Origin of the sequence: Teichococcus oryzae, from assembly GCF_008386565.1 — a bacterium.
Taxonomy (GTDB): domain Bacteria; phylum Pseudomonadota; class Alphaproteobacteria; order Acetobacterales; family Acetobacteraceae; genus Pseudoroseomonas; species Pseudoroseomonas oryzae.
This window is the reverse complement of record NZ_VUKA01000018.1, coordinates 1-22,469: the sequence shown is the minus strand read 5'-3', so window position 1 is coordinate 22,469 and position 22,469 is coordinate 1. Positions and strand designations below refer to the sequence as shown.

Here is a 22,469-nt window from a genome sequence, read left to right as displayed (position 1 = left end):
CAGCCTCGTCCCGGCATGATAGGCCAGCATCGCCGCCAACGCACGCCAGGACAGCTTCCGGGATCGGGAACCACAACCTTGGCGGGCAATCAAGCGGCGGCGCTGTGCCGGCCGCCCGTGCCGAGATAAGCATCGAAGGCCGCCGCGACATGGCGCAGGAAGGGCCGTCCTTCCTCCGTCAGGCAGAGTTGCCCGGCCCGTTCCGCCAGGATGCCATCGGCCAGCAGGGGCAGGAGGCGCGGCCAGGCGGTCCGCAGCACCGCCTCCGGAATAACCGCCATGTCCAGCGCCAGGTCGCACATGAACCGCTCGATCAGGTGGCCGCGCAGGCGGTCCTCCCCGCTCAGGGCCCGGCCCCGCGCCACGGGCAGCGCCCCTTCGGCCAGGGCCGCCAGCCAGGCGCGCTCCGCCGGCAGGTTCTGCGCGAAGCCGGAGGGCAGCCGGCCAATGGCCGAGGCACCAAGCCCCAGCAGCACCGGGGCCTGATCCGTGGTGTAGCCCTGGAAGTTGCGGCGCAGCGCGCCCTCCCCGGCCGCCCGTGCCATGCTGTCCCCCGGCAGGGCGAAATGGTCGAGGCCGATGCGCTGGTAGCCCGCCACGGCGAGGGCGGAGGCCGCCGCTTCCGCCTGCTGCAGCCGCTCGGCCGGGCCTGGCAGCAGCGCCGTGTCGATGGCCTGCTGCGCCGGCTTCATCCAGGGCACATGGGCATAGCCGAACACCGCCACCCGGTCGGCCCCCAGCTCCGCCGCGAAGGCGGCGCTGGCCGCGGCATGAGCGGCGGTCTGGCCGGGCAGGCCATACATCAGGTCCAGGTTGATGGCGCGGATGCCGACCCCACGCAGCAGCGCCATCGCCAGCGCCACCTGCTCCCGCGGCTGCACCCGGCCGATGCGCGCCTGGACCGCCGGGTCGATCTCCTGCACGCCGAGGCTGGCACGGGTGACGCCGCCCGCCGCCAGCGCATCGGCCAGGGCTGGGGTCAGGGTGCGGGGGTCCAGCTCGATGGCGATCTCGGCGCCACTGCGGAAGGGGAAGCGCTGGCGCAGGGCGGCGAACAGCCGGGCCAGTCCTTCCGGCCCGACCGAGGTCGGGGTGCCGCCGCCCAGATGCAGCGCCGCCACGCCGCCATGCGCCGGCATGGTGGCGGCCAGCAGCGCGGCCTCCGCTTCCAGGCCGGACACGTAACGCGACAGGCGCCCCGGCGCCCGCGTCACCGCCGTGTGGCAGCCGCAATACCAGCACAGATGGTCGCAGAACGGGATGTGCACATAAAGCGACAGCGCATCGCCCGCCCCGATGCCGAGAAGCCATTGGCGGTATTCCGGCTCCGCCAGCGGGGCGAAATGCGGCGCCGTGGGATAGGAGGTGTAGCGGGGCAGGCTGGCGGCGGCGTATTCGGCGAGGCGGTCCGGGGTCATGCGCAGCAGCCTAGGCGGCGGGCGCGGCCTCCGCCCTGCGCTGGATCAAGGTCGCGGCGCGATCCGGCCCGGCGCGCCGGGAAGCCGGGCCTGCATCCCCGGAACGGCCGGGGCGTTGTTGCTCCGCCACCCCCTCATCGGAGCAACGACGCCATGGTCAACACCAGCCAGATCCGCGAGCACATGGAGGTCATCGGAGCCGACGGCGTGCATATCGGCACGGTGGACGGCATCGAAGGCGAGCGCATCAAGCTGACCCGGAAGGACAGCGGCCAGGGCTCGCACAAGGGCCACCACCACTACGTCCCGCTCGGCCTGATCGCAGAGGTGGAGGCGAATGCCGTGCGCCTTTCCGCCAATGCCGATGTGGCGGTGACCATGGAGGAGGAGGAAAACCGGAAGAACACGATCTCCTGAGATCGCGCCGCCCGGCGCCGCCCCTCCGGCGTGCCGCGCGGGGCGGCCAGCCGTGGTTCGCCACTTCACGAACGGCGGCGCACTTGTCTTGTTCCAGGCGATGTCTTGACGCACCCTGGCCTCCTGAAGCTGCACCGGCAGGCGCAAGAGGTCACGATGGAGTTCCGCACCCTGGAAGTCTTCTACTCGGTCGCCACGCTGAAAAGCTTCGCGCGGGCCGCCGACGCGCTTTACATGACTCAACCGGCGGTTTCACAGCGCATCGCCAGCCTGGAGGCGGAAGTCGGCGGGCGGCTCCTGGAGCGCTCGGTGAAGGGCACCTCCCTGACGCCCAAGGGCGAGGTGCTGTTCATGCATGCGGACCGGTTGCTGCGCGGGCGCATGGAGATGATGCAGGCCATCGCCGATCCGCATGCCACCAGCCGGCTCATCCGCCTTGGCGTCGCGGAAACCATTGCGCAGACCTGGCTGCCTTCCTTTATCGGCACCGTCAACACCCAGTACCCTTCCATCACCTTCGAGATCGAGGTGGATGTTTCCACCAATCTCCGGACGCGCCTCATGCGGCAGGAGATCGACCTGGCCTTTCTGCTGGGCAAGGTGGTGGAACCGGGCATCACCAGCCTCGACCTTTGTTCCTATTCCTTGTCCTTTGTCGCCAGCGTCGCCCTGGACCTGGGCAAGGAGCCCGTTTCGCTGAAGACGCTGAGCCAGCACCCGCTCATCTGCTTTCCCAAGACAACCATCCCCTACCGCAAGGTCCTGGAGATGTTTCAGGAGAATTCCCTGAAGACTCCGCAGATCCATTGCAGTTCCTCGGTTTCGACCATCATCAAGATGACCCTCGACAATATCGGCATCTGCGTCATCGCCCCGATCCTGATCATGCAGGAGCTTCAGGAAGGGCGGCTGAGGATCGTGGACACCCGGGTGAGCTTGCCGAAGCTGGATTTCACGGCGAGCTTCGCCACCGCGCCGGGCGGCAAGCTCATCTCCTCGCTTGCCCAGATCGCCGGCAAGGTGGCCCAGCAATGCGCGTGAACCGATAAGCCCCGCTAATGGGCAACGGTTATGCTTAAAAATTGGACAAGGCGCCGCCACTCCGCTGTCGTTGCCGCGGAAGCACATGGCAGGGCGTCTCCTTTCCCCGTCTCAGCCCCCGGTTTTCGAACCGGAAACGCTGCGAGGCCGGGCTGAGCGCCTTCCGCCTGAATGGAGCGCGCGCATGCCGACCCCCAGCCTTGATCCCTTCGATTTCGAGCTGTTCCGGAACGCCTTGCTGTCCGTCGCCGACGAGATGGCGCTGACGATCCACCGCACGACCTACTCCGCCGTGCTCCGGGACAATCTCGATTATTCCACCGGCTTCTTCGACGCCCAGGGGCGCATGATCGCCCAGGGCTTCTCCCTGCCCTCGCATCTCGGCTCCATGCCCACCGCCCTCGCCGCCGTGCGGGCACGCTTCGAGGGGCAGATCAGGCCGGGCGATGTTTACGCGCTGAACGATCCTTTCACGGGCGGGATGCACCTGCCGGACATCTTCATCTTCAAGCCGATCTTTGTTGACGGGATGCTGGTCGCGTTCGCGGCGACCATCTCCCACCACACCGATGTGGGCGGCCGCGTCGCGGGATCGAACGCCCCGGATTCCATCGAGATCTACCAGGAAGGCGTCCGGATCCCGCCCATGCGGATCTTCGACGCCGGGAAACGCAACGAGACTTTCTTTGAACTTCTCGAAGCCAATGTGCGCGTGCCGACGATGGTGGGCGGCGACCTCCGCGCCCAGCTCGCCGCCTGCCACGTCGCGGAGGTCGCCTTCATCGACCTTTGCCGGCAATATGGCGTGCCGAAGGTGCAGCTTCTCATCGACGCCATGCTCGACCACTCGGAGCGCCTGACCCGCGCCGAGATCGCCAAGCTTCCCGACGGCACCTTCGCCTTCGACGACTGGATCGACGATGACGGCATCGATGTGGGCAAGCCGATCCTGCTGCGGGTCGCCATCACCAAGAAGGGCGACAGCATCACCTTCGACTGGACCGGCTCCTCGCCCCAGGTCCGCGGCGCGCTGAACGCCACCCTTTCCTTCACCAAATCGGCCTCCTATTGCGGGCTCCTGTCGGTGATGGAGAACAGCGTCCCGAACAATGAAGGCGTGTTCCGCGCCGTCGAGGTCATCGCGCCCGAGGGCACGATCACGAACTGCGTCCTGCCCGCCTCCGTCGCGGCGCGCGGCCTGACCGGCTTCCGCATGGTGGACACGGTGTTCGGGGCACTGGCGCAGATGGTGCCGGGCAAGGTCTTCGCCGCCTCGGATGGCGGCAACACCAACATCTCCATCGGCGGCTACGATGCCGACCGCAAGCCCTACATCTTCTGCGACTTCACCTGCTGCGCCTGGGGCGGGCGGCCCTGGGCCGATGGCCTGGACGGCAATTCCAACATGTTCGCGAACATGGCCGGCCAGTCTTCCGAGATCATCGAGGCCGAGCAGCCCCTGCGGGTCGAATGCTACGAGCTGATCGGCGACCGCGGCGGCCCCGGCCAGTATCGCGGCGGCGCGCCTTACCGGCGCATCTACCGCTTCACGGGGGAGGAGGCCACCATCTCGATCCGCTCGGACCGCCGGGACATCCGTCCTTATGGCCTGTATGGCGGCTATCCGGGCGCTCCCTCCATGAACTACCTCGCCCGCGCCGGAAGCGAGCGCGTGGTCTTTCCCGCCAAGTTCTACGACCGCATCCGCAAGGGCGACGTGTTCACGCATGAGGTGGCCGGCGGCGGGGGATGGGGCGACCCGCTGGAGCGCGACCCCGAGCATGTGCTGCGGGATGTGCGGAACGAATTCGTCTCCCCCGAGGCGGCGCGCCGGTTCTACGGGATCGTGCTGGCCGATGACCATCGCCGCGTCGATCTGCCCGCCAGCCAGGCCCTGCGCGCCAGGCTGCGCGCCGGGCGGGGCTGGTCCTCCACCCCCTTCGTCCTCCGCGACGAGCCCACCCTCCTGGCCGCCGCCGCCGAATGACGAACAAGATCGTGGAGAACCAAGCCATGAACAGCATCCGGGTCGGCGTGGATATCGGCGGCACCTTCACCGACATCGCCATCATGCGGGGGGATGGCCGTGTCATCACCAAGAAGGTGTCGTCGACCGTCGATGACTATGCCCGCGCCATCAGCGAGGGGCTGGAGGAGGTTTTCGCCGAGAACGGACTGGGCGCCGCGGATGTGGTGGAGCTGCTGCACGGCACCACCGTGGCCTCCAACGCCATCCTGGAGCTGAAGGGCGCGCGCACGGGGCTGATCACCACCAAGGGCTTCCGGGATGTGCTGGAACTGCGGCTGCTGCGCATGCCCAGGCTCTATGACCTGACCTGGGAGAAGCCCCCTGCCCTGGTCGAGCGGTATCTCCGCTGCGAGGTCGATGAGCGGGTGAACGCCCGGGGCGGCATCGAACGCCCCCTCGATCCCGCCGAGGTCGAGGCGGTGCTGGACAGGCTGCTCGCCGAGAAGGTGGAGGCGATCTCCGTCTGCCTGCTGCATTCCTACGTCAACGACGCGCATGAGCGGATGATCCGCGACATCATCCGGCGGAAGGCGCCGGGGATGGTGATCTCCATCAGCTCGGAAGTCCTGCCGGAGATCAAGGAATACGAGCGCACCTCCACCACGGTCATCAATTCCTATGTGAAGCCGGTGGTCGGGCGCTATCTGAACTCGCTGGGCGGCGATCTGCGGCGCATCGGGGTCACGGCGCCGGTGCTGCTGATGCAGTCCAATGGCGGCCTCACCCCCGCCGAGGTCGCGGCGGAGATGCCGGTCAACATCATCGAATCCGGGCCGGCGGCCGGGGTCATCGGCGCGCAATCCCTGGCGCGGCGCGCGGGCTTCGACAAGGTCATCTCCTTCGACATGGGGGGAACCACCGCGAAGGCGGCGCTGGTCGAGAATGGCGAGGTGTCGCGGGCGGAGGAATATTCCGTGGGCGGCGGCATCATGATCGGCTCCCGGCTGATGTCGGGGGCGGGCTATGTGCTGAAGGTGCCCGCCATCGACCTGGCCGAGGTCGGCGCGGGCGGCGGCTCCATCATCGCCATCGATGCCGGGGGCGCGCCGAAGGTCGGGCCGCAGAGCGCCGGCTCCTTCCCCGGCCCCGTCTGCTACGACCTTGGCGGCACGGAGCCGACCGTGACGGATGCCAATGTCGTGCTCGGCTACATCAATCCCCGCCACCTGGCCGGGGGCGCCGTGAAGCTGGATGCCGCGAAGTCACGCGCCGCCTTCACGGAAAAGGTCGCGGCCCCGCTGAACCTTCCGGTGGAGCAGGCGGCCTATGGCGCGCATCTCGTGGCCGCCTCGAACATGATCCGCGCCATCAAGGCGGTGTCCTCCGAGCGCGGGCGCGATCCGCGCGACTTCGCCCTGGTGGCCTTCGGCGGCAATGGCCCGCTTTTCGCGGCCGGCATGGCGCGCTCCCTCGGCATCCGCAGCGTGATCATTCCGCCTTCGGCGGGCGTTTTCTCGTCCGTCGGCCTGCTGCACTCGGATGTGGAGTATCACCTGTCCCGCACCTTCCGTCAGATCACTGGCGCCCTGGACGTGCCGGAGCTGGCGGCCGCCTGGCGGGCGCTGGAGGAACAGGCCATGGCGAAGCTGGCTGCGGATGGCTTCACGCCCGGGCAGATCCATCTGCGCCGCTTCGCCAAGCTGCATTACCGCGGCCAGGCCTATGAGCTTTCCGTTTCCATGCCGGAAGGGGCGATCGACGAAGCGACCGCCGCCCGCCTGGATGCCGCCTTCGCCGACGAGCATGAGCGCACCTATGGCCACCGCGCCGGCCCGGGGGAGCCGGTGGAACTGGTCAGCCTGAATCTTTTCGCCGCCGGACGGCTGGACACCCTGCGCAACGCGAAGCCCGCCATGCCGGCCCCCGCCACTGCCCCGCCCGCGCAGCGCGACGCCTTCTTCGGCCCCGAACATGGCTGGATGCCGACGCCGGTCCTGCAACGCGGCCATCTGGCCGGGCGCGAATGGCAGGGCCCGGCGGTGGTGGAGGAATATGACTGCACCTGTGTCATACCGCCCGGAATGACGGTACGGCTCGACGACCACGGCAACATCGCCATCAATACGGGGGCCGGCCCGTAGCGATTCGGGCCGGCGGCTGCTGGAGGAAGATGGCGAATGGGAAGGTCGGTCTTGGTGCTGGGTGCCGGCATGGTGGGGGTTTCGGTGGCCCTGCATCTGCGCCGGCGCGGCGTCGACGTCATGCTGGTGGACCGGCAGGGTCCTGGCGAGGGCGCGTCCTTCGGCAATGGCGGGCTGATCCAGCGGGAGGCCGTCCATCCCCATCCCTTCCCCCGCAGCACGGCCGAGTTGCTGCGCATCGCGCGGAACAAGGCCGTGGATGTTTCCTACCATCCGCTGGCCTTGCCCGGCTTCATGTCTCCGCTGCTGCGCTACTGGTGGCATTCGGAGCCGGAACGCTATCTGCGCGTCGCCGCGGACTACGCGAAGCTGATCGTCACCTGCCTTGACGAGCACATGGCGGTGGCGCGGGACGCCGGGGCGGCAGGGCTGCTGCGCCCCATCGGCTGGATGCGGCTGTTCAGCACCCAGGGGGAGCTGGAGGCCGCGGCGGTGCAGGCGGACGCCGCGCACCGCGCCCATGGCGTGAACTACGCTGTGCTCGACAGTGATGCGCTGGCTGCCGCCGAGCCCCACCTGCTGGTCCGGCGCGCCGGCGCCCTGCACTGGACCGACGCCTGTTCCGTCAGCGACCCTCAGGCGCTCACGCTGGCTTATGCCGCGCTTTTCACCAAGCTGGGCGGCAGCCTTGCCAGGGGCGACGCCGCCACCCTGCGGCGCCACGGCGCCGGCTGGCAGGTGCAGACCAGCGACGGCCCTGCCAAGGCGCAGGAGGTCGTGATCGCCCTCGGCGCGGCTTCCTCCAAGGCAACGGGGCCGCTGGGCTATGCGCCGCCTCTCTTCGGGAAGCGCGGCTACCACTACCATTTCGGCCTGCGTGGCAATGCGGTGCTCAACCGGCCCGTTCTCGATGTCGCCAGCGGCTTCCTGCTCGCGCCCATGCGCGCGGGCATCCGCCTGACCACCGGCGCCGAATTCGCGCGTCCCGACGCGCCGGCCACGCCCGTCCAGCTGGCGCGCGCCGAGCCCATCGCCCGCACCCTGCTGCCGCTGGCAGAAAAGGTGGAGGACAGGCCCTGGATGGGCGTGCGCCCCTGCACGCCGGACATGCTGCCCATCATCGGGCCCCTGCCCGGACAACAGGGGGCTTGGTGCGCCTTCGGCCACGCCCATCAGGGGCTGACGCTGGGCCCCACCACCGGCCGGCTGCTGGCCGAGATGATGACCGGCGAGGCGCCCTTCATCGACCCCGCGCCCTATCGGGCGGAGCGGTTCTAGCCGCTCCGCGCGCCGCCATCAGGCAACGTAGCCCAGGGCCGCGTCCCGCGCGCGGGCCTCGGCGCTGCGCTCCACCGGATTGCCATAGCCGCCGCCGCCCGAGGTTTCCAGGCGCACGATGTCGCCGCGCTTCAGGCGCAGGTTGTTGACCTTGGAGCCGAGCACCCTGCGCTCCCCGCCGCTGATGATGATGAGGCGCCCTTCCCGGCCCTTGCCGCCGCCTTCGAGGCCGTAGGGCTGGAACTTGAAGCGTTCCAGATTGGCGGTGAAGATCGCCTCCGCGCTGTCGATGCGCCATTCCCGGAACAGGCCGAGCCCGCCGCGATGCCGCCCGGCCCCGCCCGAGCCCGGCACCAGGCCGTAGCCGGTGATGGTCAGCGGCAACTCGCTCTCGATCATCTCCGCCGGGATGTTCGAGTTGTTGTGCATGCCGAAGGTGTAGGCGGAAAGCCCGTCCTTGTCGGCATAGGCGCCGCTGCCGCCCACCTCGATCTCCACCAGCACGCCCCGCTCGCCATTCTCGCCGATGGTCTGGAAGGAGCAGACATAGGAAACGCCGTAATAGGCCGCCGGCACCCGGCCCGGGATGGCCTGGTGCAGGGCGCCCAGGATGGTGGTCGCCAGCCTGTGGCTGACCGCGACGCGGTTGGCCACCGGCGCGGGGTGGCGGGCATTCACGATCAGGCCTTCCGGCGCGATGGTGCGGATCGGGCGGTAGCAGCCGGCATTGGCCGGGATCTCCACATCGGCCACCGCCATCACGGCATAGGAGATCGCCGATTGCGCCGAGGCCAGGGTGGCGTTGACCGGCCCGATCGCCTGCCCGCCGCAGCCGGAAAGATCGATGGTGATCTCCTCCCCCTCCACCACCACGGCGGCGTGGATGCGGATGGCGTCCGGCGAGATGCCGTCATCGTCGAGGAAATCCTCGAACTCGTACCGCCCGTCCGGGATGCGGCCGATCATGGCGCGCATGGCGCGCTCGCTGCCATCCAGCATCTGGGCGCAGGCGGCAATGAAGCTTTCCGCGCCGGTGCGGGCCGCCAGGCGGCGGATATTGGCCTCCCCCACCGCCAGCGAGGCGATCTGCGCTTGCAGGTCGCCCCAGAGCATGTCCGGCCGGCGCACATTCTGCCGCATCATGGCCAGCAGGTCGGTGTTCAGCACACCGCCGCGCACCAGCTTCAGCGGCGGGATGCGCAGCCCTTCCTGGAAGATCTCGGTGGCGGCGGCGGCATAGGAGCCAGCGGCCATGCCGCCCATGTCGAGATGGTGGCAAAGCGTGCCGACGATCGCCACCCGCTGCCCGTCCAGGAAAACCGGCCGGAAGGCGAGGATGTCGGGAATATGCTGGCCGCCGCAATAGGGATCGTTGGTGATGACCACATCGCCTTCCTCCCATTGCTCAACAGGCAGGTGCTCGCGCAGCACGGTCAGCAGGCCGGAGCCCATGGAATTCAGGTGCTGCGGGATGCGCGCCGCCTGGGCGACGTTCTGACCGTCGCGGTCGAACACGGCGGTGGAATAATCCAGCAGCTCCCGCACCACGGTGGAGCGGCTGGTGCGCCACACCGTCACATCCATCTCGGCCGCGGTGGCGGTCAGGGCGTTGCGGAGGATTTCGAGCGCGACGGGATCAAGCATGATGGATGGCCTCCTTGCGGGCGATCAGCGCGCCGGCCGGGCCGGGTGCGCAGCGCCAGCCTCCGGCCAGGAAGATGGTGGTGTATTCTTCCTCGATCAGCGCGGGCCCATCGATCGGGCCGGACAATTGCTCACGCTGATACACGGGCACCGCGCGCCATTCGCCGCGCAGCCAGAGGTCTCGTGCCTCCGGCATGCGGTCGGCGCCGCGGGCGGCGTTGCGCAGGGTCTTCACGGGGGGCAGCAGCCCCGTGCATCCCAGGCGAAGGGCCACCAGCTCGACCGGCGCTTCCGGGTTGGAATAGGAAAAGCGCTGCTCATGCAGAAGATGGAAATCGGCCAGCATGGCGGCCAGCGCCTGAGGGTCGGCCCGCGCCGCGGACCACGGCACCACCAGCTCGAAAGCCTGGCCGTGATAGCGCAGATCGGCCGAGGCCATGAAGCGCCGGTCGGCCGCCGGCACGCCATCGGCGTCGAGGAGCGCCTCGCCCTGCGCGCGGAGCGCGGCCAGCGCCTCCTCGATCCAGGGCAGGGCCGCCTCGTCCAGCGGCATGACGCGGGAGCGCACCAGGTCGTGCACGATGTCGGAATGCAGGATGCCGAAGGCGGAGAAGGTGCTGGCATCGGTGGGGAACACCACCTCCCCGATGCCCAGTTCCTCCGCCACCGAGACGGCATGCAGCCCACCGGCCCCGCCAAAGGACAGCAGGCTGAAATCGCGCGGATCGAGCCCCTTCTCGAACAGGCTGAGGCGGGCGGCGGCGGCGAGGTTGGTGTCGGTGACGGCCAGGATGCCCTCGGCGGCCTGTTCCGTGCCGAAGCCCAGCGGTGCGCCGATCCGGGCGGCGATGGCCCCGGCCGCACCGGCGCTGTCGAGCGCCATGGCGCCACCCAGGAAGAAGCGCGGATCGAGCCGGCCGAGGACGATATTGGCGTCGGTCACCGCCGGTTCCGTGCCGCCGCGCCCATAGCAGACCGGGCCGGGACGGGAGCCGGCGCTGCGCGGGCCGACGCGCAGCCGCCCCGCATCGTCGATCGCCGCGATGGAGCCGCCACCGGAGCCGATGGTGCGGATCTCCACCATGGGCAGCCGGACCGGCAAATTGTCGATCTCGCCCTGGGTCATCTGCGTGACCGCGCCCTCCCGCACCACGCAGATGTCGTAGCTGGTGCCACCCATGTCGACGCCGAGCAGGTTCGGCCGCCCCAGCGTCTCGGCCATCCGCAGCGTCGCCAGCGCGCCGCCGCTCGGGCCGGAGAGCAGCAGCCGCGCGGGCTGCCGCTTGGCCACTTCCGGGCTGCAGACGCCGCCATTGGATTGCACCAGGAGAAGCCGGGCATCGAGCCCGGCCTCGGCCATGCGGGAACCCATCCGGTCGAGATAGCCGCCCACCACCGGCATCAGCAGCGCGTTCAGCACCGTGGTGGAGGAACGCTCATATTCGCGGATCTCCGGGCTGATCTCGCTGGAGATGGACACCGGAAGATGCGGCCGCAGGGCTTGCAGGCGTTCCGCCACCAGCTGCTCATGCGCCGCGTTGACATGGGCGTTCAGCAGGCAGACGGCGACGGTGTCCGCTTCCAGGGCATCCAGGCGGGGCAGCAGGGCCTCCACCGCCTCGGCGGCCAGGCTCCGCTCCGCCCGGCCGTCGCCGCGCATGCGCTCGGGCAGGCCCAGCCGGCGATCGCGCGGGATGAGCGGCGGCTCCTGGTGCGGGCGCAGGCCATAGATGTCCCGGCGGGAATGGCGGCCGATCTCCAGCACGTCCTCGAAGCCCGCCGTGGTCAGCAGCACGCCCCGCCCCAGGCGGCGCTCCAGCACCGCGTTGGTCGCGATGGTGGTGCCATGCAGCAGCAGGCGGATGTCGCGGAGCGAGAAGCCGAAGCGGTCGGCGGCTTCCCGGATGCCCGCCAGCAGCCCGATCGAGGGGTCTTCCGGCGTGGTGGGCGTCTTGAGGCTGCTGAGCGCACCGCTGCGCTCGTCCAGGATCTGCAGGTCAGTGAAGGTGCCACCGATATCGATGGCGATCCGGATAAAGGAATCCATGGCGCGCGGGAAACTCCGGCATTGGGGAAGGCCACGCGCCCCGGGCGGGCGCGGGCCGTCACATGGGGTCAAATCATCGGAAGGCGGCGGCTACCGCATGAAGCTCAGCGGCCAGAGGGCGATCTCCGGCCAGATCAGCAGCATTCCCACGGCGGCCAGATAGGCCAGCAGGAAGGGCATGACGCCCACGAACACATCGGTGATCGGGCCGCCGCGCGGCCGCATGCCCTGCAGCACATACATCACGGTCCCGTCCGGCGGGCTGATGGCGGCGATCTCCACCAGCATCGTCACCACCACGCCGAACCAGATCGGATCGTAGCCCAGCGCGACGACGATGGGGAACACCACGGGCACGGTGGTGATGATCATGGAAAAGCCCTCCATGAAGGTGCCCAGCGCGAAATACATGCCGATGATGGCCAGCATGATCGCCCAGGGCGGCACCGGCAGGTTGGCGATCATGTCCGCCAGCGCCTGCGGGACGTTGATCACCGTCAGGATGTAGTTCAGCAGATACGCCGCGAGGATGATGAGCCCGAGCAGCGCGGTGTTGCGCGCCGTCGCCTCGGCCGAGGCGTTGAGCATCTGGAAGGTCAGCCTCCGCTCCACCAGGGCGAAGAAGGCGGCCCCCGCCACGCCCAGCGCCGCCGCCTCGGTCGGCGTGGCATAGCCGCCATAGATGGAGCCCAGCACCATGACGATCAGCGCCATGGTCGGCAGCAGCCCGACCAGGGAGCGCAGCTTCACCGAAAGCGGCAGGGCGGCCGGCTTGGCGAGCGGGTTGCGCAGCCCGTGCAGGGTGATGACGCCGGCGAAGAGCAGCGTGACCAGGATGCTAGGCAGCAGCGCCGCGATGTAGAGCGCGCCCACCGAGGTTTCGGTGATCAGCCCGTAGACGATGAAGGTGATGCCGGGCGGGATGAGGTTGCCCATGGCGCCGCCCGCCGCCAGCGAGCCCAGCACCATGCGCTGGCTGTATTTCGTGTTGTCGAAGTAAGGCAGCGCGACGGAACCCATGGTGGCCGCCGTCGCCACCGAGGAGCCGGAAATCGCCGAGAACAGGGCGCAGGATGCGATGTTGGTGTGGAGCAACCCGCCCGGCAACCGGTTCAACCAGATGTTCAGTGATTTGTAGAGCCGGTCCGACAGGCCGGCGCGGAGCAGGATCTCCCCCATCAGCAGGAAGAGCGGCACGGCCACCAGCACGAAATTGCTCGACGGCCCCCAGAAGGTCTGCCCGGCGAACAACCAGAAGGGCCGGTCGGAAAAGATCACGCCGATCAGCAGCGCCAGGATGCCCAGCACCGCCGCCACATGCACGCCGGCGCCGAAGAAGACGATGAAAACGGCGATCAGCCCCAGGATCTCGGCGATCGGTAGGGATTGGCCGGTGCCGGCCGCCGCGAAGACGAGCAGCCCGAGCAGGCCGAGAAGAAAGGCGATGGCGATCATGCGGGCTGCTCCTCCCGCGCCATGGCCACGGCTTCCAGCGCTTCCCTGGTTTCGTCATCGACGGAGCGGGAGCCCAGCAGCGCATCCACCTCCTCCAGCTCGCCAAGGAGCAGGGCGAGCGCCGATTCCAGGAGCAGCACCAGGGACATGACCAGGAAGGCCAGGAGGCCGAAGGCCCAGATGCCCTGGGGCAGCATCAGGGGGATGCGCAGCGCGCTGTTGTCATGCGCATCGAAGAGCGCGGATTCCTCGACGATCTGCCAGCCGCCCCAGGCGATGAAGACGGCGAAGCCCGCCAGCAGCGCCACGGCGAGAACATGCAGCCAGACGCGCAGGCGCAGCGGCATCCGGTTCACCAGCACGTCCACCCGGATATGCGCGCGCCGCGCCAGCGTGTGCGCCAGCGCCCAGGCAATCCCGCAGGCGAGCATGTAGCCGCTGATCTCAACCGTCGCCGCGGTGGAAAAGCCGAGAAGGTTGCGCGCCACAACATCGAAGGTGATGAGAACGGCGCAAAGGATGTAGTTCCAGCCCGCCAGATAGGCCATGACGGCGGCAAGACGGCTGACCCACCGCGTCAGGCCCTGCGCCACCCGCAGGGGCGCAGGGACGCCGCCTCTCAAGGGCGATACTCCACGCCGCTGATAGGCGCGATCACCTGGTTGTAGATTTCGCCGCAACGCGCGCCGCAGCGCTTCACCCAGTTCGGCAGAACCACGTCGCGGAAGGTCTTCGTGACCAGGGCCTGATCGGCTTCCACCGGCTTCACCTCGGTCATCGGGCGCGCCGCCAGCGGGTGCAGCTTGCATTCATCCGCGAGGCCGATGCTGCAGGTGATGCCGTCCCGGGTTGCGGTGTGGCCCAGCTCCCACTGCTTGTCGTTGATTTCCTTGAAGGTGGCCTCGATGAAGTTCCTGACTTCCGGGTCCAGCCGGTTCCACCACGCGACATTGACCATGTAGCCGGCCAGTGCCCAGGACAGAGCAAGGCTGGAGACATGGGTGGTGACTTCCGGCCAGCGGGCCGACGCGCCGCTGCCCGTCCCGGTGATGCCGCAATCCGTCACGCCGCGTTCCAGCGCGCTGTAGACTTCGGGAAAGCCGATGCTAACCGGCTGCGCGCCGATGGTGGTGATGAAGTCGTTCAGCGAGTTGCCGAAGGTGCGGACCTTCTTGCCCTTCAGGTCGGACAGGGAGGTGAAGGGCTGCCGGCAGAACACGACCTGGGCCGGAAAGGGATAGATGGCGAGAAGCCGTACCCCGAACCGCTCCAGTTCCTTGTTGGCAGCCGGCAGGATGGCCTCGGCGATCTTCTTCGCCTGGCCGATCTCCGGGCTGAGGCCGGCGAGGTCGATGCCGTCCAGCAGCGGCACGTCGCCCGAAAGGGTGGAAAGCGTGCCGGCGCCGATATCGACCTGCCCGGAGCGCACCAGCCTGACGATCTCGTTCCCCGCCAGGTTCCGTTCCGCATGGGTGGAAAGCTGGACGGAGATGCGGCCGTTGCTGCGCTTGGGAATGGCTTCCCGCAGATAAGGGATATCGACCCGGGTGAATTGCGGCTGCGTCGGCAGCGGCTGCGTCACGGCGGAAAGGCGCAGCGGCGCCCCTGCGGGCAGGCTTTCCGGCATCTGCGCATAAGCGGAGCCAATAAGGCCCGGGGCGAGCGCGAGTCCGAAGGTGAACACGCATGTCGCGACACTACGGATCATTCGTATCGGTCCTCCATCAAAAATGAAGGCCGTGTTCCCTGGCGGGTGGGCCGGGCCGTCCTTCTTTGGGTCGTCCTCCGAAGTACGGATTAGCCTCCGCTGTTTTGAAAAAAGCAAATCATCTATGGTGAGGCGGAGGCATTAGGAAAACTTATGAATCAGGCCCGGAAAACAGGGCCGGCGCAGCAGGCGCTTATGCATCCTGCCTCTTCCATCGCTCAATGGGCCTGGTCATTCGGTGAACTTCCGGCCGATGCCGCAGCCAAGCGCGAACAGAATGAAGAAGGCGGCGGGCCGGGACGTGCCCGGACCTATCCGCCCTTCCTGTTGTGGCGCGTCGCGGTGATCTTGCCGTCGCCCTCGACGTAAGCCGCCTTCACCTCACCAATACCGGACACGCCGTCCTTCCGCAGATAGGTCATCAGTTCTTCCTCGGTAAGGAACTCACGCCGCATGTTGCGCCGCAAAAGCTTGCCGTCCCGCACCACCTGCAGCGGAGGCGCCGAAACCAGCCATTCGAAGAATGGCAGGCGGTAGCTGAGAATATTGATCAGGTAGTTCCAGGCCATGAAAACCACGACAAGCAGGAGGCCGTCAGGGATGGAGGTGTGGCCGCCCATTCCTTCGGCCGCCGCATCGGCGATCAGGACGACGAAGACGAGGTCCATCGCCGCCAGTTCGCCTCCGCTGCGTCTCGGCATGATGCGCATGAGCACAAGGATGCCGAAATACAGGATGGTGCCGCGCGCCAGATGCTCAAGCAGAGCGCCTTCCGGCACAAAGATGCTCGACCAATCGGCTGGAACCAGTTGCATGTTCTTTGCTCACCTTTTCCTTTCCGCAAGAACGTCCAAGATCCTCAAGGCTGCTTCTTGCGGCATTCCACGGAGCACCATCTGACAGTGGCGAATGACGGCCTTCATGCCGGGTTGCGCGGGGCAGGTCTTGTGGGGCGGATGACGGGCCTCCAGCGGCGCCAGGACGCGGGCGCCGCTGGCCGCCATTCCGCCGTCCGTCCGCTTCCCCTCCGCCCCGGAATCGTACCGAGGGGTTGAGGCCCCGGCCCCAACCGGGCCATGCTCCGCCGGATTGAAGGAGCAGCCACCATGGCCCACCCGATCGGCGCCGCCACGGCGTCACCCATGCTCTCCAACGAGCATCCCGATGCCGCCGCCTTGCAGCGCGCCCGCGTGGACCTCGCGGCCTGCTTCCGCATGGCCGCGCGGCACGGGCTGCAGGAAGGCATCTGCAACCATTTCTCGGCGGTGGTGCCGGGCCGGCCCGACCTGTTCCTGGTGAACCCCTACGGGCTGGCCTTTTCCGAGATCACCGCCTCCTCCCTGCTGGTCTGCGACCTGCACGGCAATGTGGTGGAGGGCGACGGCCAGCCCGAGGCCACTGCCTTCTACATCCATGCCCGCCTGCACGCCGCCAAGCCGCGCGCCAGGGTCGCCTTCCACACCCACATGCCCTACGCCACCGCCCTGGCCATGCTGGAAGGCGAGCCGCTCGCCTGGGCCGGGCAAACATCGCTGCGCTTCTATGGCCGCCTCGCCGTCGATGAGGATTACCAGGGCCTGGCGCTGGACGAGCGCGAGGGCGACCGCATCGCCGCCAGCCTGGGCGAGGCCGATGTGGTGTTCATGAAGAATCACGGCGTCATGGTGCTGGGCGAAACCATCGCCGAAGCCTGGGACGATCTTTACTATCTCGAACGCGCGGCGCAGGCCCAGGTGCTGGCGATGAGCACCGGCCGCAAGCTGCTGCGCGTGCCGGATGAGATCGCCCGCCGCGTCGCGGCCCAGGAAGCCACCGGCCGCCGCGACAGCGCCCGGCAGCACCTGGAAAGCGTCAAGCGCATCCTCATGCGCGAGGAGCCCGGCTTCCTGGCCTGAACGGCCGCGAAAGCACGGCTTTCCCGCATCCACGGCGCGCGGGGCGGCTCAGCCGCCCGTTGCCCTTTCCAGCGGCTGGAACCGGCGCATGCCGCGATGGATGAGCCAGTCATCCATTACGTCGGCGATGCTTTCCGTCGTGCCGGTCATGATATGATGGCCGGACGCCGCCGATGGTGCCCGCAGCAGGTCCCGGATGGTCATGGCCCTGCCTTCCAGACAGTTCGCCAGCTTCGCATGGCTGCTCTTGAGAGCGTTGCTGTCGGCCAGCATAGGCGGCAGCGGCCCGTCCAGCGGATAGCCGGGAAGATCGCCAAAGGACGGTGCCAGCGCGGCAAGGCCGAGTTGCTTGGCCATGGCGGACAGCGCGGCCAGCAGCGTCAGCGGCTCGAACACGTCGATGCGGCTGTCATAGCTCAGCTGTTCCTCGTCCTTGGCGGAGGAGCGCATGGCGATGGCGTCGGCCCAGAACATGAAGTGGAACTTCGCCGCCTCGGCCCGGCGCGCCATCTGCTTCCGGAAGCGGATGTCGAGGGCGGCGGCAGCGTGGGCGCCCGCCAGGTTCAGGCCGAGGGCCATCCTGCACGGCTGATCGCTGACTCTCGCTCTCCCTTCGTTGCGCATCGCGGGCGAAGGCGCGCCGCGATGGGGTGGCTGACATCCCGGCGGGGAGCATGAAGCCAGCGAACAATCCCTCCTGCCCGCGCGACCGCCTATCCGAAGGCGCCGCATTCCAGCGACACCACGGCACTGATTTCGCGCACGAGGCCAAACATTTCCCGCAGAGGGCGGAGGATCTCGTCGCGCTCCCGGCCATAGCCGCCATGCCGCGCGGCCGGCGGCTCAGCGAAGTCCAGCGCGGCGCCGGGCGGGTCCTCTGCGGGGAAGACCTGTTCCAGCACATCCACGGCGCCCGGCACGTCGAGGCGCAACAGGCGCTGCACCAGTCCTTCCCGCGTCACCCCGTGGCGCGGCGAGAAATCTGGCACCGACACCGCCAGCAACCAGATGCGGTGGATCAGGCACAGCCGCAGGGCATGCAGGGCGAAAAGCCGGTCGCTCATGCGCGGCGCCGCATCCGGCCAGGCGGCGCGCAGCGCCAGGTCGTCGGCCTTCAGCCGGCGGAACACGGCGCGCGCCGGATCGGCGAGGCCCAGCGTGCCCAATGCCTCGGCCACCGCCATCAGCGCCTTGGGGCGGCCCGGGCGCCGGGTCTGCGCCGCGCGGTCGAGCCAGGTGACGGGATCAAGGCTGGCGATATAGCCGCGCAGCACATCGGCATCGGACAGGGCCAAGCCGGCACGGGCGAAAGCCAGGGCATTGGCGAAGCGGGGGCTGCGGCGCAGCAGCTCCGCAAAGGTGTCCGGGTCCTGCAGCGCGCCATGGCCCAGGCCGTGCATGAGGTTCGCCAGGAAGCCGAGCTGCTGCAACACCGCATTGTTGGGAATGGCGCGCAGCTCGCGCGGGTGGCGGATGGTGGGGGGTCCGCCGCTGTCGCTCTGCCGCGCGGCAGGGCGCGAGCCGGTGCGGTCCAGCAGCGAGGCGCCAAAGGCGCCGAGCAGCGCGGCATAGCCGGCATCCTCCACCAGCCCATGGAAGGCGGCCCGGGCGCCGCTGAACAGGTCGGTCGCGAAGCCGCCTTCGGCATAAACGGGATCGGGGCTGCCGGAGGGCAGCGGCGCGAAAGCGTGCTCGGCGATGCGGGCGACCGCCGCATGGGCCAGGGCGGGCGTCCCGAACAGGAGATAGCCGTCGCCGCCCTGGAAGGAGGTTTCCTGCCGGACCCGGATGCCCTGCGCGGCGAAGGCGGCCCGCACGGCCGGCGGATCGAGGTAGTCGAGCCGCGCCGCCAGCCCGTCCGGATGGCCGCCGCGGCCCAGGCCTTCGCCATGGGTATCGAACAGCACCACTTCCAGGTCGTGCATGTTGTGGCGGGCGAGCAATTCGATGATCCGCAGCTTCAGCCGCTCGATCAGGTGGGTCGCGGCCACCTGGCCGATGTAGCGGCCGGAATCGGAATAGCCGAATTGCAGGCAAAGCCGCCCGATGCGCTTCAGATGGGCGCGCCAGTGCGGCGAACGCAGCGCTTCCTCCACCACCCGCTCGCCGCGCTGTTCCAGCGCTTCGGCGGTTTCGAACAAGGGCGAGATCTCGACGTGATCTTCCGCGCCGCAAAGCCGCGCCAGCAGCAGCGCGGCCAGCAGGGTGTAGCCGCTTTCCGTTTCCGCCACGAGAAAGCGGACAGGCTGACTGGCATCCACATGCTTGGCGATCTGGGCCACCGTCATCATCAGCCGCGCCGCCGAGGCCGGTTCGGCGATCAGCCCGCCGGTGTCCACCGGTTCCGCCCGCGCCTCGTCCAGCGTGGCGTTGATGGCGGCGAACAGAGCGCGGCGGCGGGACGGATCTTCCGGGCCCGTGCCCAGCGCCGGAAAGCGTAGCCGCACGGCGTTGTGCAACTGGGCGCTGTTGAGCCGCACATGGGTGTGCGCGAGCGACAGCCCATGCGCCACCAGCCCCGCGCGGGCCACACAAAGGGCGAGGCGCGCCTGATCATCGGGCGCCGCCGCGATGGCGCCGGGGAACAGCTCCAGCAGGGGGTCCAGCGTGGTCAGGGCAGCCTCGCGCTGGCCCACCAGGGCCTGGGCGAAGGCCTGCGCCGCCTCCGGGCGCGGGGTGCCGGAAGGCGGGCAGGCGGCGATCTGCGCCTGCACCGCCTGCACCGCCGCCTCGGCGCGCCGGCGCAGGGCGGCGGTGCAATCGGGCGGCAGGGCATCGAGCTGCCGGGCCAGCCGCGCCAACTGCAACTGCTTCATCCGCAGCCGCAGCCGCAGCGTGTCGTGCCAGCCAATATCGGTGCGCCCATCGGTGTCGTAGCCCACCCAGGAAGCCAGGATCACCGGCCGCGGCACCAGCTGGGTCCAGCGATCCGCCCAGATGGCGCGGGCAGTGCCGAGAAAGGCGGCGCCCAGCCGGTCGAGGGCGTCCCGGCCATTGGCGATGGCGGCGGCCGCCTGCTCGAACTCTTCCACCAGGGTGGGGCCGGCCGGGCGCAGCAGCAACGGGTCGGGCAATGGACCGCCGGTGGCGGCGCGGGCCAGGGCGTTGGCGGTTTCGCGCGGCAGGCTGAAGGTGGGATGGGCGGTGAACACCGCCGCAGCCCGGGGACGCTCGCAGGAAGCCTGGAAAACGGCGAAGCGGACCGGGCTGTCTTCCGGGTCCGGGCGCGCGGCGCGGTTGGCCAGCAGCGCCAGCGCGGCATCATGCCCGGCATGGCCGTCATGACCCACCCCCCGTGCGAGGCGTTGCGCGCGGTCGCGGAATGCCGCCTGCGCCAGGGCCTGCAGCACCTGGGCGAGGTCGTCATGCGATGCTTCGCCATCATCCAGCTTGCGGCTGATCGCCAGGGCGGTGGACAGCGCCGGATTGGCGAAAGGGTCGCCCTGCGCCGCCCGTCGGGCGCCGGCGGCCATGGCATCCAGATGGCTCTCGCGGAACGCTTCCATGGCACGATGCTGCGCCGGCGAGGGGCGTTTGTCGCCAGGATTTTTGCGCCCCCCCGCACGGGCGGGCAAGGGATGGCGAGGCGTCGCCCCACTAGGGGGGCCGCCATTCCGGGGCGAAATATCCGCCCCCTGTTTAAGCGGAACTTAGTTGATCCCGGGGAAAGTGGCGGCACAGCGCATCCTTCAGGGACACCACATGTCAAAGCTTCTGGACCATGCCAGCATCCGGCTAAAGATCATGGGGGCCTTCGCCATCGTCCTGGCCACCACCCTCAGCCTTGGCCTTTTCTCCGCGAACCGGCTTTCCACCATGAACCGGGCGGCGGCGGAGATCGGTTCGGACTGGCTTCCCGCCACCCAGCTCCTGGGGCGGATGGCGCAGGTGGCGGAGCGCGTGCGCCTGAACCAGTACAGCTTTGCGACCACCACCTTCCCCGAGCGGCGCCAGCACACGCTCAACAACCTCAACACGCAGGTCCAGCTCTTCGACAGCACCCTGGCTGAATACAGGCCCCATATCAAAGGGGCCGAGGAAACAAGGCTGGCCCATGAATTCGCCTCGCGCTGGGAGAGGTACAAGACGATCTCCGAGCCGCTGAAGCAGTTGGTCGCGGCCGGGCAGGCCACGGAAGCGGCGGCCTATCTCGACAGCATGAACCCCGCGATGAACGAATTCCGTGCCGCATTGCAGGCGGGCATCGAATACAACGCCCGGGGCGGCGTCGCGGCGGCGGAAGCCGGCACCGCCATTGGCGAGCGCGCCTATGACATGATCCTCATCGTGCTGGGGGTGATGGTTCTGATCTGCGGCCTGATCGGCCTCATCCTGGTGCGCAACATCTCGGTGCCCATTTCCACGATGACGGAGGCGATGCGTCGGCTGGCGGAGCGGGACCTGACGGCGGCGATCCCGGGCACCAGCCGCGGTGATGAGATCGGCGGCATGGCCTCTGCCGTCCAGGTGTTCAAGGACAACATGATCGCCGCTGACCAGATGGCGGCGGAACAGCAGGAATCCCGCGCCGGGCGTGAAAAGCGGGCGGCGCAGGTGGATGCGCTGGTGCGCGGCTTCGAGGAGCGGGTCGGCAACATGGTCGGCATTCTTTCCTCCGCCTCGACAGAGTTGGAGGCCACCGCCCGCAGCATGTCGGCCACGGCACAGCAGACCAACACCCAGGCGGGCGAGGTGAGCAATGCCGCCGCGCTGGCGGGGGGCGGGGTGCAGACCGTCGCCTCGGCTGCGGAGGAACTCTCCGCCTCCATCAGCGAGATCAACCGTCAGGTGACCCAGGCGTCCGGCGTGGCCTCCATGGCCGTGGAGCGGGCCCGGCAGACGGATGTGACGGTGCGGACCCTGGCGGAAGGAGCGAGCAAGATCGGCGAGGTGGTCGGGCTGATCACCTCCATCGCCGGGCAGACCAATCTGCTGGCCTTGAACGCCACCATCGAGGCGGCGCGGGCCGGCGAGGCCGGGAAAGGCTTCGCCGTGGTTGCCTCCGAGGTGAAGAGCCTGGCGCAGCAAACCAGCAAGGCCACCGAGGAAATCAGCGCGCAGATCGGCCAGATCCAGGCCGCCACCCATGACGCGGTGAATGCCATCCAGGGCATCGCCAGCGCCATCGACGACATGAACGCAATCACCACCACCATCGCAGCGGCGGTCGAGGAGCAGAGCGCGGCGACGGGGGAAATCGCCCGCACCGTTCAGCGCACGGCGGAAGCGACGGATGCGGTTTCACGCAACATCGAAGCAGTCAGCCGGAATGCCAATGACACAGGTGCCGCAGCCTCTCAGGTTCTGGCCGCTTCCGGCGAGTTGTCGCGGCAGTCTGAGCAGCTGACCGGCGAGGTCAAGAGCTTCGTCAGAGAGGTCAAGACGGCCTGATTTGGGTTACGTTTGTTGGTTGGTTTTGGCTGGCTTTGGACATGGGAACGCCGCCTGCGGAGTGT

At 68.7% G+C, this 22,469-nt stretch carries 16 protein-coding genes; 7 read left to right on the top strand and 9 right to left on the bottom strand.

All coding sequences use genetic code 11. From position 1 onward, the window contains the following. Nucleotides 1-89: 89 nt before the first annotated feature. Nucleotides 90-1,418: an oxygen-independent coproporphyrinogen III oxidase gene (gene hemN, locus F0Q34_RS18905; protein ID WP_149813829.1), complete on the bottom strand. Its 1,329-nt coding sequence runs from the start codon at nt 1,416-1,418 to the stop codon at nt 90-92. 153 nt (nt 1,419-1,571) lie between these two features. On the opposite strand from hemN, the gene F0Q34_RS18900 reads away from it, so the two are divergent. The 5 genes from F0Q34_RS18900 (at nt 1,572) to F0Q34_RS18880 (ending at nt 8,264) form a co-directional block, all read left to right on the top strand. Continuing rightward, nucleotides 1,572-1,835: a DUF2171 domain-containing protein gene (locus F0Q34_RS18900; protein ID WP_149813827.1), complete on the top strand. Its 264-nt coding sequence runs from the start codon at nt 1,572-1,574 to the stop codon at nt 1,833-1,835. 105 nt (nt 1,836-1,940) lie between these two features. Next, entirely contained in the window at nt 1,941-2,876 is a 936-nt protein-coding gene (locus F0Q34_RS18895) for a LysR family transcriptional regulator (protein WP_149813826.1), read from the top strand. 184 nt (nt 2,877-3,060) lie between these two features. Continuing rightward, nucleotides 3,061-4,863, top strand: coding sequence for a hydantoinase B/oxoprolinase family protein (locus F0Q34_RS18890; RefSeq protein WP_149813825.1), 1,803 nt, complete (start codon nt 3,061-3,063; stop codon nt 4,861-4,863). Continuing rightward, the gene (locus F0Q34_RS18885) at nt 4,860-6,986 is read left to right on the top strand and encodes a hydantoinase/oxoprolinase family protein (protein ID WP_206668091.1); all 2,127 of its coding nucleotides are present in this window, start codon (nt 4,860-4,862) and stop codon (nt 6,984-6,986) included. The genes F0Q34_RS18890 and F0Q34_RS18885 overlap by 4 nt, the downstream gene beginning before the upstream one ends. A 36-nt stretch (nt 6,987-7,022) precedes the next feature. Continuing rightward, nucleotides 7,023-8,264 (top strand): NAD(P)/FAD-dependent oxidoreductase, encoded by a 1,242-nt coding sequence (locus tag F0Q34_RS18880; protein ID WP_149813823.1) that lies wholly within the window; start codon nt 7,023-7,025, stop codon nt 8,262-8,264. An 18-nt stretch (nt 8,265-8,282) separates the two neighbouring features. Here the strand turns inward: F0Q34_RS18880 and F0Q34_RS18875 are convergent, their stop codons facing one another. The 6 genes from F0Q34_RS18875 to F0Q34_RS18850 form a co-directional block, all read right to left on the bottom strand. Further along, a complete protein-coding gene (locus F0Q34_RS18875) occupies nt 8,283-9,908 on the bottom strand; it encodes a hydantoinase B/oxoprolinase family protein (RefSeq protein ID WP_149813821.1) in 1,626 nt (541 codons plus the stop codon). After that, on the bottom strand, nt 9,901-11,955 hold the full coding sequence (locus F0Q34_RS18870; RefSeq protein WP_149813820.1) for a hydantoinase/oxoprolinase family protein: 2,055 nt from the start codon (nt 11,953-11,955) through the stop codon (nt 9,901-9,903). Before F0Q34_RS18870 ends, F0Q34_RS18875 begins: the two co-directional genes overlap by 8 nt. 90 nt (nt 11,956-12,045) lie before the next feature. Beyond that, nucleotides 12,046-13,410 (bottom strand): TRAP transporter large permease, encoded by a 1,365-nt coding sequence (locus F0Q34_RS18865; RefSeq protein ID WP_149813819.1) that lies wholly within the window; start codon nt 13,408-13,410, stop codon nt 12,046-12,048. Beyond that, on the bottom strand, nt 13,407-14,033 hold the full coding sequence (locus F0Q34_RS18860; RefSeq protein ID WP_161600941.1) for a TRAP transporter small permease subunit: 627 nt from the start codon (nt 14,031-14,033) through the stop codon (nt 13,407-13,409). The genes F0Q34_RS18865 and F0Q34_RS18860 overlap by 4 nt, the downstream gene beginning before the upstream one ends. Next, complete coding sequence (locus F0Q34_RS18855) at nt 14,030-15,118, bottom strand: TRAP transporter substrate-binding protein (RefSeq protein WP_149813817.1); 1,089 nt, start codon at nt 15,116-15,118, stop codon at nt 14,030-14,032. The genes F0Q34_RS18860 and F0Q34_RS18855 overlap by 4 nt, the downstream gene beginning before the upstream one ends. A 311-nt stretch (nt 15,119-15,429) precedes the next feature. Further along, complete coding sequence (locus F0Q34_RS18850) at nt 15,430-15,933, bottom strand: DUF421 domain-containing protein (RefSeq protein WP_149813816.1); 504 nt, start codon at nt 15,931-15,933, stop codon at nt 15,430-15,432. A gap of 291 nt (nt 15,934-16,224) precedes the next feature. Here F0Q34_RS18850 and F0Q34_RS18845 point away from each other — a divergent pair, with 291 nt between their 5' ends. After that, complete coding sequence (locus F0Q34_RS18845; protein WP_149813815.1) at nt 16,225-17,013, top strand: aldolase; 789 nt, start codon at nt 16,225-16,227, stop codon at nt 17,011-17,013. A gap of 48 nt (nt 17,014-17,061) precedes the next feature. On the opposite strand, the gene F0Q34_RS18840 is transcribed toward F0Q34_RS18845, so the two are convergent. Together F0Q34_RS18840 and F0Q34_RS18835 are read right to left on the bottom strand one after the other, a co-directional pair. Next, a complete protein-coding gene (locus tag F0Q34_RS18840; RefSeq protein ID WP_149813813.1) occupies nt 17,062-17,592 on the bottom strand; it encodes an LLM class flavin-dependent oxidoreductase in 531 nt (176 codons plus the stop codon). A gap of 134 nt (nt 17,593-17,726) precedes the next feature. Continuing rightward, nucleotides 17,727-20,519: a phosphoenolpyruvate carboxylase gene (locus F0Q34_RS18835; RefSeq protein WP_149813811.1), complete on the bottom strand. Its 2,793-nt coding sequence runs from the start codon at nt 20,517-20,519 to the stop codon at nt 17,727-17,729. A gap of 196 nt (nt 20,520-20,715) precedes the next feature. On the opposite strand from F0Q34_RS18835, the gene F0Q34_RS18830 reads away from it, so the two are divergent. Further along, the gene (locus F0Q34_RS18830) at nt 20,716-22,404 is read left to right on the top strand and encodes a methyl-accepting chemotaxis protein (protein ID WP_149813810.1); all 1,689 of its coding nucleotides are present in this window, start codon (nt 20,716-20,718) and stop codon (nt 22,402-22,404) included. The last annotated feature ends 65 nt before the right edge of the window (nt 22,405-22,469 follow it).